The sequence below is a fragment of the Methylococcus sp. S1M genome (assembly GCF_051295855.1).
Lineage (GTDB): Bacteria > Pseudomonadota > Gammaproteobacteria > Methylococcales > Methylococcaceae > Methylococcus > Methylococcus capsulatus.
In genome coordinates, this window is record NZ_JBPDXO010000002.1 from 189540 (window position 1) to 202828 (window position 13289).

10 protein-coding genes and 1 riboswitch are annotated in these 13289 nt (G+C 62.3%); of the genes, 3 read left to right on the plus strand and 7 right to left on the minus strand.

All coding sequences use genetic code 11. From position 1 onward, the window contains the following. Nucleotides 1–59: 59 nt before the first annotated feature. Together ACSHWJ_RS04485 and odhB are read left to right on the plus strand one after the other, a co-directional pair. Nucleotides 60–2873 carry a 2-oxoglutarate dehydrogenase E1 component gene (locus ACSHWJ_RS04485; RefSeq protein ID WP_333687822.1) on the plus strand — a complete coding sequence of 938 codons (2814 nt, stop codon included), beginning with the start codon at nt 60–62 and terminating at the stop codon, nt 2871–2873. Then, complete coding sequence (gene odhB, locus ACSHWJ_RS04490; RefSeq protein ID WP_010961200.1) at nt 2839–3984, plus strand: 2-oxoglutarate dehydrogenase complex dihydrolipoyllysine-residue succinyltransferase; 1146 nt, start codon at nt 2839–2841, stop codon at nt 3982–3984. The genes ACSHWJ_RS04485 and odhB overlap by 35 nt, the downstream gene beginning before the upstream one ends. Nucleotides 3985–4016: 32 nt before the next feature. On the opposite strand, the gene ppk1 is transcribed toward odhB, so the two are convergent. Continuing rightward, nucleotides 4017–6329, minus strand: a complete 2313-nt coding sequence (gene ppk1, locus ACSHWJ_RS04495) for a polyphosphate kinase 1 (RefSeq protein ID WP_218797954.1) — start codon at nt 6327–6329, stop codon at nt 4017–4019. A 44-nt stretch (nt 6330–6373) separates the two neighbouring features. Then, nucleotides 6374–6829: a peptide-methionine (R)-S-oxide reductase MsrB gene (gene msrB / locus ACSHWJ_RS04500; RefSeq protein WP_218797955.1), complete on the minus strand. Its 456-nt coding sequence runs from the start codon at nt 6827–6829 to the stop codon at nt 6374–6376. 70 nt (nt 6830–6899) lie between these two features. Beyond that, nucleotides 6900–7136: riboswitch (cobalamin riboswitch) on the plus strand. Nucleotides 7137–7266: 130 nt separating this feature from the next. Between msrB and ACSHWJ_RS04505 the strand changes: the two genes are divergently transcribed. After that, on the plus strand, nt 7267–9153 hold the full coding sequence (locus ACSHWJ_RS04505; RefSeq protein WP_432539437.1) for a TonB-dependent receptor plug domain-containing protein: 1887 nt from the start codon (nt 7267–7269) through the stop codon (nt 9151–9153). A gap of 9 nt (nt 9154–9162) precedes the next feature. Here the strand turns inward: ACSHWJ_RS04505 and ACSHWJ_RS04510 are convergent, their stop codons facing one another. The 5 genes from ACSHWJ_RS04510 to petA all read right to left on the minus strand — a co-directional run bounded on the left by ACSHWJ_RS04510 (nt 9163) and on the right by petA (nt 13135). Further along, nucleotides 9163–9555 carry a ClpXP protease specificity-enhancing factor gene (locus ACSHWJ_RS04510; protein WP_010961204.1) on the minus strand — a complete coding sequence of 131 codons (393 nt, stop codon included), beginning with the start codon at nt 9553–9555 and terminating at the stop codon, nt 9163–9165. Then, entirely contained in the window at nt 9552–10205 is a 654-nt protein-coding gene (locus tag ACSHWJ_RS04515) for a glutathione S-transferase N-terminal domain-containing protein (RefSeq protein WP_010961205.1), read from the minus strand. Before ACSHWJ_RS04515 ends, ACSHWJ_RS04510 begins: the two co-directional genes overlap by 4 nt. Nucleotides 10206–10440: 235 nt before the next feature. Then, a complete protein-coding gene (locus tag ACSHWJ_RS04520) occupies nt 10441–11163 on the minus strand; it encodes a cytochrome c1 (protein WP_010961206.1) in 723 nt (240 codons plus the stop codon). Next, entirely contained in the window at nt 11160–12539 is a 1380-nt protein-coding gene (locus ACSHWJ_RS04525) for a cytochrome b (protein WP_432539436.1), read from the minus strand. Before ACSHWJ_RS04525 ends, ACSHWJ_RS04520 begins: the two co-directional genes overlap by 4 nt. Next, nucleotides 12539–13135 carry a ubiquinol-cytochrome c reductase iron-sulfur subunit gene (gene petA / locus ACSHWJ_RS04530; protein WP_010961208.1) on the minus strand — a complete coding sequence of 199 codons (597 nt, stop codon included), beginning with the start codon at nt 13133–13135 and terminating at the stop codon, nt 12539–12541. The genes ACSHWJ_RS04525 and petA overlap by 1 nt, the downstream gene beginning before the upstream one ends. Between the last annotated feature and the right edge of the window lie 154 nt (nt 13136–13289).

The window sequence follows — 13289 nt, forward strand, 5'->3', positions numbered from 1 at the left end:
CCCCCACAATTCCCGGGCATTCCTCCGAGCCCGCCTGTCTTTGGCAAGGAACGCGTGAGATGAGCACCCAATCCGGACTATTTCCGAACAGCACCGCATTTTCCGAGGACAACGCCGGCTTCGTCGAGGCGCTGTATGAACAATACCTGCGCGATCCGGAAACCGTGGCGCCGGACTGGCGCGAGAAGTTCCGCGCCTTCCGCGAAGGCAGGCCGGCCGAGCGGGCGATCCCCCCCCTCACCGTCGACGTCGACCGCGCCGTGCGCAAACAGGCGGCGGTGGACCGACTGATCGACCAGTACCGCACCCACGGCCATCTGTCGGCGGACAACAACCCCCTCAAGCCGGCTTCGCCTTCGCGCGACCTGGAGCCGGCCCGCTACGGCCTCGATGCCACCGACATGGACGCCGTTTTCTATCTGGACATTCTTCAGAGCGATGAGAAATTGCCGCTGAGAGACATCCTGGATACCCTGCAGGCGACCTACTGTCGGCACGTGGGCGTGGAATACATGCATATCATGGACTCCGAGATCCGGGAGTGGCTGCGGCGGAAATTGGAAGGATCGCGCGCCCAAGGCGATTTCGACACGGAACAGAAGCGGGAGCTGCTGCGCCTGCTCACCGCGGCCGAGGGCATCGAGAAACACCTGCACCGGAAATACGTGGGTCAGAAGCGGTTCTCGCTGGAAGGCGCCGAAAGCCTGATTCCGCTGCTCGATGAACTGATCCAGCGCTGCGGTGCCAAGGGCACGCGGGAAGTCGTGCTCGGCATGGCGCACCGGGGCCGCCTCAACGTCCTGATCAACATCCTCGGCAAGAAACCCGAACTGCTGTTCCGCGAATTCGAGGGCACCGAGAGTCACGAAGGCGGCTCAGGCGACGTCAAGTATCACCTGGGGTTCTCCTCCGATGTGGCAAGCCCCGGCGGTCCGGTCCATCTGACCCTGGCGTTCAATCCCTCGCATTTGGAAATCATCGATCCCGTGGTCGAGGGATCGGTGCGGGCGCGCCAGGACCGGCTCGCCGGGGATGCCGAGGCCGCGGTGGTGCCGGTACTCATTCACGGCGACGCCGCTTTCGCCGGCCAGGGCGTGGTCATGGAAACCCTCAACATGGCGGAAACCCGGGCCTATACCACCGGCGGCACGATCCACATCGTCATCAACAACCAGATCGGCTTCACCACCAGCAATCCTTTCGACGCCCGCTCCACCCTGTACTGCACCGATGTCGCCAACATGATCCAGGCACCGGTGTTCCACGTGAACGGCGACGATCCGGAAGCCGTTCTTTACGTCACCCGGCTGGCCGTCGACTACCGTATGAAATTCCGCCGTGACGTCGTGATCGACCTGCTCTGCTACCGCCGCCACGGGCACAACGAAGCGGACGAACCGGCGGTCACCCAGCCGTTGATGTATCGCTTCATCCGCCGGCATCCGCCGGTCCGGGCTCTGTACGCCGAACGGCTCATCGCGGAAGGCATCGTCACCCCGGACGAGCCGGCGCGGATGGAGCAGGACTACCAGGACGCTCTCGCCCGCGGCGAACCGGTGTCCAGACCGCTGCTCGGCGACTCCGCCGGCTATGTCAAGACCCGCTGGGACCGCTACCGGGACACCGATTGGACTGCAGCGGCAGAGACCGGCTTGCCGATGGCGGACCTCGCCGCCATTGCGGAACGGATGACGGCGCTGCCCGCCGGCTTCGAAGCACACGCCCGGGTCGAAGCGATCCATACCGCGCGCCGGCGGATGGCGGCGGGCGAACTTCCCGCCGACTGGGGCTTCGGCGAAACCCTCGCTTACGCCTCCCTGCTGTGGGAAGGCCGCAACGTCCGACTGACGGGCCAGGACGTCGGACGCGGCACTTTTTTCCACCGCCATGCCATCGTCCACGACCAGCGGACCGGAGAGGTTTGCGCCCCGCTCCAGCACCTCAGGGCGGGCCAGGGCAGGTTCGACATCTACGATTCGCTGTTGTCCGAGGAGGGCGTGCTAGGATTCGAATACGGTTACAGCAGCTCGGAACCCGACACGCTGGTGATCTGGGAGGCCCAGTTCGGCGACTTTGCCAACAACGCGCAGGTGGTGATCGACCAATTCATTTCCTCCGGCGAAACCAAGTGGGGACGCCTGAGCGGGCTGACGCTGCTGCTGCCGCACGGCTACGAAGGACAAGGCCCCGAACATTCTTCCGCCCGTCTGGAACGCTATCTCCAGCTCTGCGCCGGCGACAATATCCAGGTCTGCGTGCCGACCACCCCGGCTCAGATTTTCCACCTCCTGCGGCGCCAGCTGCTGCGTCCTTACCGCAGACCGCTGATCGTCCTGACACCCAAGAGCCTGCTACGCCACAAGCTGGCCACCTCCAGCCTCTCCGAGTTCGCCCAGGGTCGTTTCCGCTGCGTGATCGATGAAACCGACCGGCATGAGCCGGCCCGCATCACCCGCTTGGTGCTGTGCGCCGGCAAGGTCTATTACGACCTGCTGGAAACCCGGCGGCGGTACCAGACGAACCACGTCGCCCTGGTCCGTATCGAGCAGCTCTATCCCTTCCCGCGGAATGACTTTCTGGCGATGCTGAAACGCTATCCCAATCTGCAGGAACTGATCTGGTGCCAGGAAGAGCCGGAAAACCAGGGGGCCTGGCATCAAATCAAACACCGTTTCCCTGGCATTCTGGACCGTCCCTTCGACATCGGCTATGCCGGTCCGCCGATGTCCGCCTCTCCGGCGGTCGGTCATTTCCGCCAGCATATCGAACAGCAGAAAATGCTGGTGGAACGCGCCCTCGTTCTTCCTGTCACTCCCACTGCCACGACGGAAATAGCCCATGCGCATCGAAATCAGTGTGCCTCCTCTGCCTGAGTCCGTCAGCGACGCCAAGTTGCTGGACTGGCACAAGAACGTCGGCGAGACCGTGGGCAAGGGCGAAAACCTGGTCGACCTCGAAACCGACAAGGTGGTGTTGGAAGTTCCGGCTCCGGAGGACGGGGTGGTGGTGGAGGTGCGGGGCGGCAAGGGCGATGTCGTGGTCAGCGGACAGCCGATCGCCGTGATCGACACGTCGGTTCGGCCCGCCGCGCCCGCCGCCAGCGCGGCGACGGAGAAACCGGCGCCGGTGCTGAGCCCGGCGGTACGCCGCTTGGTTGCCGAACATGCCCTCGATCCGGCGGTGATTCCGGCCAGTGGACGCGAAGGACGGCTGACCAAACAGGACGTGCTGGACTTCCTGGAAACCAGACCCGCTGCGGAGAAGGCACGCCTGCCAGCCGGAGGGCGAAGCGAACGCCGGGTACCGATGAGCCGACTGCGCGCCAGGATCGCCGAGCGCATGCTGGAAGCCCAGCATCGGACCGCCACCCTGACCACCTTCAACGAGGTCAATCTGCAGAAGGTGTTCGACATCCGCAACGCACACAAGGCCCGTTTCGAGCAGCAGCACGGCATCAAGCTCGGCTTCATGTCGTTCTTCGTCAAGGCCTCGGTGGAAGCGCTGCGCCGATTTCCCATCGTTAACGCTTCCCTCGAAGGCGAGGAAATCGTCTACCACGACTATTACGACATCGGCATCGCCGTTTCCACGGACCGCGGGCTGGTCGTACCGATCCTGCGCGATGCCGACCGGACCGATTTCGCCGGGATCGAGAAAGCGATCGCAGAATTCGGGCAGAAAGCGCGCAGTGGCAAGCTGAGCCTGGACGAACTCAGCGGCGGGACCTTCACCATCACCAACGGCGGCATATTCGGCTCCATGCTGTCGACTCCGATCCTCAATCCGCCGCAGAGCGCCATCCTCGGCATGCATGCCATCAAGGAACGGCCGGTGGTGGAAGACGGCCAGATCGTGATCCGGCCCATGATCTATCTGGCACTGTCCTACGACCACCGACTCATCGACGGCCGTGATGCCGTCTCGTTCCTCTTTACCATCAAGGAACTGCTCGAAGACCCCGTCCGCCTCATGCTCGCGGTGTGAGCTCCAGCAGGGATGCCGGCCCCGCAGGACGGTCAGACGGTTTTCTTGAGCGCCTCCAGCAGTTCCGCCTGAGCGTCGCAATGGTGGACGTCGGGCAGCCGCTCGTAGCTTCCATCCGAGCGCAGCTGCCAGGTCTGGCAATCGTCTCTCAAATAAAGCTCGAGATCATTGCGTACCCGCTCGGCCAGCTTCTTGTTTTCGATGGGAAAGCAGGTTTCCACCCGGCGAAACATGTTGCGCGCCATGAAATCCGCGCTCGCCGCATAGACCTCGGGTTCTCCCCCGTTTTCGAAGCAGTACACGCGGCTGTGTTCGAGGAACCTGCCGACGATGGAACGCACCTCGATGTTCTCCGAAACACCGGGAATACCAGGCCGCAAGCAGCAGATGCCACGGACGATCAGCCTGACCTGTACCCCAGCGCACGAGGCGCGATAAAGCGCGCGAATCAGCTTGGGCTCGACCAGGGAATTGATCTTGATGACGATCCGCGCCGGCTTTCCCTCCTTCGCATGCTCGATTTCCCGCTCGATCTTGCGGATCAGGGTCTTGTGGAGAGTGAAAGGTGACTGCAAGAGCTTGTGCAGCTTGCCCATCTTGCCCAGACTGGTGAGCTGGACGAACACTCGCTGCACGTCCTCACCCAGCGCCTTGTCGGAAGTCATCAGGCCGTAGTCGGTGTACATCCGGGCGGTACGGGGGTGGTAATTGCCAGTGCCCAGATGGGTGTAGTACCGCAGCGAACGCCCTTCCCGGCGCAGAATCAGCAGGATCTTGGCGTGGGTCTTGTAGCCGACGATGCCATAGACCACCTGGACCCCGGCATCCTGCAGGCGGGTGGCGAGTGAAATATTGGCACGCTCGTCGAACCGCGCCAGGAGCTCGACCACGACGGTCACCTCCTTGCCAGCCCGCGCGGCCCGCGCCAGTGCATCAACGATGGGTGAATCCGGTCCGGTGCGATACAGCGTCTGCTTGATGGCTACCACCTGCGGATCGTCGGCGGCCTGGCGGATCAGGTCGATGACGGGGATGAAGGACTCGTAAGGATGGTGCAGCAGGATGTCCTGCCGGCGCAGGACCTCGAAGAAATCCTGGTGGCCCGTGAGCTGCGCCGGCCAGCCCGGCGTGAAGGGCGGATATTTGAGGTCCGGACGGTCGACCAGATCGTAGATCTCGCGGGCCCGGCTCAGATTGACCGGACCGTCCACCCGGTACAGGCGGTCCTCGCCGAGACCGAACTGGCTCAGCAGGAACTCGATGACTGCGTCCGGGCAGTTGTCGGCCACCTCCAGCCGTACCTCGTCGCCGTAGTTGCGGCTCGCCAGTTCGCCTTCGACCGCCTGCAGCAGATCGTCGATTTCCTCCTCGTCCAGAAACAGATCGCTGTTGCGGGTCACCCGGAACTGGTAGCACCCTTTCACCTTCATGCCATGAAACAGGTCATCGACGAAGGCGTGGATGACGGAGGAAAGGAATACGAAATCGTGGAGCCGGCCGCTGGTCACGCTCTTCGGCAACTGGATGATGCGCGGCAGCGCCCGCGGCGCCTGCAGGATGGCGAGATGGATGTTGCGGCCGAAGGCATCCTTACCGGCAAGGGAGATGATGAAATTGAGGGCTTTGTTGAGGGGACGCGGAAACGGATGGGTCGGATCCAGCCCGATCGGGCTGAGAATCGGCGCCAGCTCCTCCTCGAAGTAGCGCCGCAGCCATTTATGCTGGGCATCAGTCCAGTCGGAACGGCGGATGAAGCGGATGCCTTCGGCTTCCAGCGCGGGCAGCAGTTCCTGATTGAGCACGTGATACTGCTCGGCGACCAGCTCGTGGGCGCGTTCGCTGATGGCGGCGAGGACCTCCTGCGGCGTCATGCCATCCGGTTCGGTTTGCGCCGCCCCGAGTTCAGATTTTTGCAGCAGACCGGCGACCCTGATTTCGAAGAACTCATCCATATTGGAACAGGCGATACTCAGGAAATTGAGCCGTTCCAGCAGCGGCGTCCGTACATCCTTGGCCTGGTCCAGTACCCGGCGGTTGAACTCCAGCAGGCTGAGTTCACGGTTCAGGAAGCATCGCGAATCATCCAGACCGACGTCCGCCGAGGAAATCTCCGCCGTTTCGGCGGAGCCCGTGCCGGCAGAGGCCTCATCGCGCCCTTTTTCCATGTCACCCACCATGAATTTGGCGGCCCTGACCATGCGCAGTGCCTTCTGCCGGCTCAGGCCCGGAATCTTGGTGAGCCGGCCGACGTCGGCGTCGGCGAGCTCCTCGACCGAAAAGATCCCGTGCTCCGCCAGCATGATCCGTGTCGACTTGCTGATGCCTTTGACTTTACTGATGACCAAACGTCCCCCCTCCTTCTCCGTTCTATTGCCTTCCACGGTCTCCATCAATCGAACAGTTTCAGATACTCCTCATAGCCGGCCTCCGCCAGTTCCTCCTTGGGGATGAAGCGCAAGGCGCCGGAATTGATGCAATAGCGTTTGCCGGTCGGCGCCGGCCCGTCGTCGAAGACATGTCCCAGATGGGAATCTCCATATCTGCTGCGTACTTCGGTCCGGACCATCAGGTGGGAGTGGTCGGTCAACGTGACGATGTGATCGGGCTCCAGCGGCCGGGTGAAACTCGGCCAGCCCGTTCCCGAATCGAATTTATCGACCGAGCTGAACAACGGCTCACCCGACACGATATCCACGTAGATGCCTTCCCGATGGTTGTCCCAGTACGGATTGGCGAATGGTCGTTCGGTGCCGTTTCCCCGGCAAATCGCATATTGTTCCTCGCTCAGCCGTTCTTTGATCTCTTCCTCCGTCGGCCTCCTGAAGTTCTTTCGGTCCCAGCCCATAACCGTATCTCCGTCGAAATCTCTAAGAAAATCAATTATTGAACATTGGCGTTCCGGCTTCCATCCGCTACAATCCGCGCCCTTCACAGGTGTCGACCGGCGGCCTGGCCGGTCGGTGAAACGGGAAGCCGGTGCGGATACCTTGTCCCAATCCGGCGCTGCCCCCGCAACGGTGATTGAGCCGAAACGTAACAAACGTTCCGAGGCGGCTTCCTCAAGCCACTGCGCGCCTGCGCGGGAAGGCGGAACACCGCCCGGCGTCATGCCGCTCATCAGCCCGGAGACCGGCCTGCGATGACATGAAGACCCCGCGGAGGGCGCGGGTCGCATCCCGCATTTGCCGGCAGGTTCCCCACCGGCTCGGGCCGGCCTTTCGACCTCCGCGGAACCGTTGACGCCATGCGGGTGTGCATGGCCATCCCATGCAGAGGTCCATCGTGAAATCCCGGCTCTTCCGCCTTTCCCTGACGGCGCTCGGCGCCACCCTTTCCCTTGACACACCGGCCATCGACAGCGATCCCGCGGAACTCGATACCGTGGTGGTCACGGCCACCCGCACCGAAACGCCGAGCCGGCAGGTCGGCAGCTCCGTGACCGTCCTGACCGCCGAGGACATCAAGGAGCGGGGCGTCTATTCGGTCGACCAGATCCTGCGCATCGTTCCCGGTCTCGACATGGCCCAGAGCGGCGGTCCGGGACGGGAAACCTCGGTGTTCCTGCGCGGCGCCAACTCCGGCCAGACCATCGTCCTGATCGACTGGACCGAAATGAACGACCCCTCGTCGGCCAACGCCGGGTTCGACTTCGCCAACTTGACCGTCGACAACATCGAGCGCATCGAAATCCTGCGCGGCGCGGCGAGCTCGATCTATGGTTCCGAAGCCATCGGCGGAGTGATCAACATCATCACCAAGAAGGGCTCTGGCAAACCGAGGCTGAAAACCAGCGTCGACGGCGGTAGCTACGACACTTGGCGAGTCATGGGCGACCTCGCCGGCGGCGATCCCGGCTTCGACTACAGCCTCACCGCCAGTCACCGCGAGGTCCGCGGCTTTTCCGCCGCCGACCAGCACTTCGGCGCATCCGAGCGCGACGGGTACCGCAACACCACCGTCAGCACCCGCATCGGCGGCACACCCGCCGACGGCCTGGAGCTGGGCTGGAGCCTGCGCTACGACGACGGCTTCACCAAGCTGGACAATTACGACTTCCTGCTCCGGCGACCCGTGGATGACCCCAACTATACCGGCAACGCCAACGAGCTCTATACCCGCGGCTTCGGCACCCTCAAGCTCTTCGACAGCCTATGGGAGCAGACGGTCGGAATGGCCTACACCCGTGTGGACCGCCAGTACGACAATGCGGCCAACCCGGGCGATCCCTTCCCATTCCGCGCCGCCTACCTGGGCGAAAAGATCAAGGGCAACTGGCTCAATACGCTGCGTCCGCACGAAACCAACACCGTATCCTTCGGCATCGACGATGAAGAGGACACCATGACCATCATGGAACCCTCGCAGTTCGTCGAGGGCTACAACACCCTCGGGTATTTTCTCGAAGACCAGCTCAACCCCTTCGACGGGTGGTCCACCACGGCGAACGTACGGCATGACCACAACAATTCCGTCGGCGGCAAGACGACCTGGCGGGTCAGTCAAGTCTGGACCCTGCCGCTTCTGGAAACCCGCTTGAAGGCCAACTACGGAACCGGCTTCAAGGTGCCGGCGCTCGCCCAGCTCTACGACCCCTTGTACGACACAGGGAATCCGAACCTTCGTCCTGAAACCAGCACCAACTGGGACATCGGCGTCGAACAGCCGTTCGGGCAAGCCGTGAGAGGCAATGCTGGCATCGTGTATTTCAACAACCGATTCAAAGACCTGATCCAGTTCGATCCCGTCGCGTTCCGCATGGAAAACGTCAACAATGCCACGGCCGAAGGGGTGGAAACCTATGTCGAACTGAATCCGCTGGCCGGCCTGGATCTGCGGGGCACCTATACCTACATGGACAGCCGGGACCAGGATACCGGAACCCCGCTCTATCAAAGAGCCCGGAACAAAGGAGCGTTCGACCTCAACTACCGTTTCGACAACGGCGCCAACGTCCACGCCAACATCGTGATGGTCGGCCCCCGGCTCAGCACGGGAAACCGGACCGCAGCCGGTTATGTCATCCTCGATCTTGCCGCATCCTATGAAGTGAGCGACCGACTGTCGCTGTGGACCCGGGTGGACAACGCGCTCAACAAGTGGCACGAAGAGGTCTACGGCTACGGAACCACCGGGGCCGCGGCCTACGGCGGCCTCACTCTGACCTATTAGGGAAAAGCCCTATTTCACGACCCGCAGCGCCGGCCGCTTTTTCTGCGCCGGCTCCTGCGGCTCGGGCGAAGTGGGCGGTCCGCCGCCGGGCCCCTCTTCCTGGTCGAACACCATGCCCTGACCATTTTCCCGGGCATACAGCGCCATGACGGCCGATATCGGGATGTACACGCGGGTGGGCGTGCCGCCGAAACGGGCGCTGAACGTCACTTCGCGGTTGTTCATGTCCAGATGCTGCACTGCCTGGGGGCGGAGATTGAGCACGATGCGCCCTTCCTGCACATACTGACGCGGCACGTCCACCGAGGGCACTTCGGCGTCGACGAGCAGGTAGGGCGTGAAATCATTATCCACCAGCCAGTCGTACACCGCCCGTATGAGATAGGGCTTGAGCGGAATCATGCGTTTTCCGGGGTGAGGCGGGCCGCCGCGCCGAACTCCCGCTCCTCGTCGCTCAGGCTCGCCTGAAACGAATGACGTTCGAACAGCCGGGCCGCGTAAGCCTTGACCGGCTCGGCCTGGCGCGGCAGTTCGATACCCAGCATGGGCAGTCGCCACAGCAAGGGCGCCAGCGAACAATCGACCAGGCAGAATTCGTCACTCAGAAAATAGGGCTTGGCGGCGAACACGGGTGTGGCAGCGAGCAGACTTTCCCGCAACTGCTTCCTGGCCTTCTGGGCGCCCCCATCGGACGCGTTTTCGATCTCCTCGACAAGACCGTACCAGTCCTGCTCCACTCGATGGACCAGCAAACGCGCCCGGGCCCGCGACACGGGGTCCATCGGATGCAGCGGAGGATGGGGAAAACGCTCATCGAGGTATTCCATGATGATGCGGGAGTCATAGAGCACCAGATCCCGATCGACGAGCGTCGGCATGGTGCCGTAGGGATTCAGTTCGACCAAATCCTCGGGAGGGTCGCCCATGTCGACATATTCGACGTCCGCGGAAATTCCCTTTTCATGCAGCACGATCCGTGTACGATGACTGTACACGCAGGTCGGGGAACAGAACAGAGTCATCACGGATTTTCGGCTGGCCGCAGTTGCCACGTATCACACCTCTTTCATGTCGTGATCACGCCCGGAATCCCCTTCCTGATCATGGCCAACCGCGTATCGGCGGGCCCGTCCCCGTGGGAGCGGCAGAACACCCGAGCCCTTCGGGGAATTCCCATCCCGGGGTTCCCGGACCGCTCGCCCGCTTGGAGCGAATCCCCGTGCGTTGGCCGGACGGATCGGGACGCTTGGAGCGTCCCCGACTGGTCCGGATTGTATCATGATCGCTTCAGGCGATGTCCTTCCAGTATTCCTGCTTGAGCCGGTAGAGAACGAACGCCAGAACGATCAGCACGACGATCACGTATTTGCCGATGCGCAGCCGATCCAATTGGGCGGGTTCGGCGGCATAAACCAGGAAATTGACCAGATCGGCCACCATCCCGTCGAACTCCTCGGGCGGCAACGCCCCCTGGTTGACGTGTTTCAGGCCGACGATGGCTTCCACGCCGCCGCCTTTCTTGATCACTGGCCGCTGAGCACCCTGGAGCGAGGCGAATACGTCCGGCATGGCGACCTGCCGGAAGAAAGCATTGTCCACGCCGTTCGGCCGTGACGGATCCAGATAAAAGCCACGGAGATAACTGTAGATCCAGTCGGGATGACGCGAACGCGCGATCAGCGAAAGATCGGGCGGAGCGACTCCGAACCAGCGCTCCGCATCGGCGGCATGCATGGCGCTGAGCATGCTGTCCTGAAGTTTGGCCTGACCCCGCAGGAAATCACGCTCCAGCACCCCCTCCTCCAGCTTCAGATCGTGCGCCATGCGCGAATAGCGCAGATGCTTGAGGGAATGACACCCCTGGCAGTAGTTTGCATAGGTCACGGCCCCGCGTCTGAGCGACTCCTTGTCGAAAACGTCGACGGCGACGTCGTCCAGCGGCATGACGCTCTCCACGGCTAGAGCACTGCCGGCTACCAAAGTCAAAAAAAATCCGGCGATTCGTCTCATTTTTCGATTCCGCTAAATTCCCTGGCTCTGTCCAAGCAAGCGGCGACCCTTGCGCCGGCCTTTCTATACCATTTGGAATTCGCCACCGCGGCGATGGCCCGCCTCACCCCTTCCCACACGACGCCCTGCCGCTTTTCCAGCGGAATCACGGCTTCGGTCAGACGCTCCGGCAGGGGCCTGGTCCTGTCCTTCAGGCTGTACCAAGGCATCAGCAGGAAAAAGGCGAAATAATTGAGCGAGAAAAACCGGGCCAGGAACGTTGTGGCGGGTGTCACCGGCTTGGTGCCCAGGATGCCGAGCCCAACGAAGCTCAGAACGAAGAGGGTCAGGGCGGTCTTGTAATAGATGCCCCTGTAGCGAATCGAGCGTACCTGGCAGCGGTCCAGCCACGGCAGTCCGAACAGCAACACGATCGACGCCCCCATGGCGATGACGCCGCCGAGCTTGTCCGGCACTGACCTGAGGATCGAGTAGAACGGCGTGAAGTACCACACCGGCGCGATGTGTTCCGGCGTCTTCATGGGATCGGCCGGCTCGAAGTTGGGGTGCTCCAGGAAATAGCCCCCCATTTCCGGCGCGTAGAACACGACCAGGGCGAACAAAATCACGAATACCGCCATGGCATACAGATCTTTAACCGTGTAGTAAGGATGGAGCGGAATGCCGTCCAGCGGCACACCGTCGGCATCTTTCTTCTCCTTGATCTCGATGCCGTCCGGGTTGCCCGATCCTGAAGTGTGCAGCGCCGCCAGGTGCAGCACCACCAGCAGCACGATGGCCAGCGGAATCGCCACGACGTGCAGGGCGAAGAAGCGGGTCAGCGTGGCGTCGGCCACCACGTAGTCGCCCCGCACCCAGGTGGCGAGATCCTCGCCGATCACCGGTATGGCGCCGAACAGCGAGATGATCACCTGCGCCCCCCAGTAGGACATCTGTCCCCACGGAAGCAGATAACCCATGAACGCCTCGGCCATCAAGAGCAAAAAGATCACCATACCGAACAGCCACAGCAGTTCCCGGGGCTTCTTGAACGACCCGTAGAAGAGCGCCCTGAACATGTGCAGATAGATCACGATGAAAAACGCCGACGCACCCGTCGAATGCATATAGCGCAGCAGCCAGCCCCACTTGACGTCGCGCATGATGTATTCGATCGAATCGAAGGCGAGACCGGCATCCGGCTTGTAGTGCATCGCGAGGAAAATGCCAGTGACGATCTGGTTGACCAGGACGAACAGGGCGAGCGAGCCGAAGAAATACAGCAGATTGAAATTCTTCGGCGCGTAGTACTGGGTCAGGTGATCACGGACGAAGGCGCTCACCGGAAGACGCTGGTCCACCCAGTCCATGACGGCTCTCATTCTCTCGTTGGGCATCAGGCCTCCTCCTCGCCGGCCACTCCGATCAGGATCCGGGAGTCGCTCAGGTATTTGTAGGGTGGGATGTCCAGATTCTTGGGCGCCGGCACTCCCTTGAACACGCGGCCGGCCAGATCGAAGCGGGAGCCGTGGCAAGGGCAGAAAAAGCCTCCGGGCCAGTCGGAACCGAGATCCGCCGGCGCCACGTCCGGACGAAAGGTCGGGGCACAGCCCAGATGGGTGCAGACACCGATCGCCACGAAAACTTCGGGTTTGATCGCGCGAACGACATTGGTCGCCGCTTTCGGCTGATCGGACTCCTTCGACAAAGGATCGCGCAGAACGTCTTCGCCGAGCGTTGCCAGACGATCGAGTTCCTGCTGCGTCCGGCGCAGAATCCACACGGGCTTGCCGCGCCAGAGCACGCGGATGAGCTGGCCCGGTTCGAGTTTGGTGATATCGACATCGACCGGGGCGCCGGCAGCCTGAGCCTTGGCGCTGGGCTGCATGGAGCCGACGAACGGGACGGCGACCATGCCGGCGCTGACGGCACCGATCATGGTTGCGGCTTGAGTTAGGAACCGGCGCTTCTCCGAATCGACGCCTTCAGTCATGGTGAAAATTCTCCAGCGGTGATCGGGAGCGTTCTTACCCCCCTTTGGAAACAATCCATTTCGAAATCCTCCTTATTGTTTGGCCGCCGATTGTGTTGCATAGTGCGCAGTTTGGTCAAGCCAAACCGGGTTTATTGTAACACCCAGGGGGCCG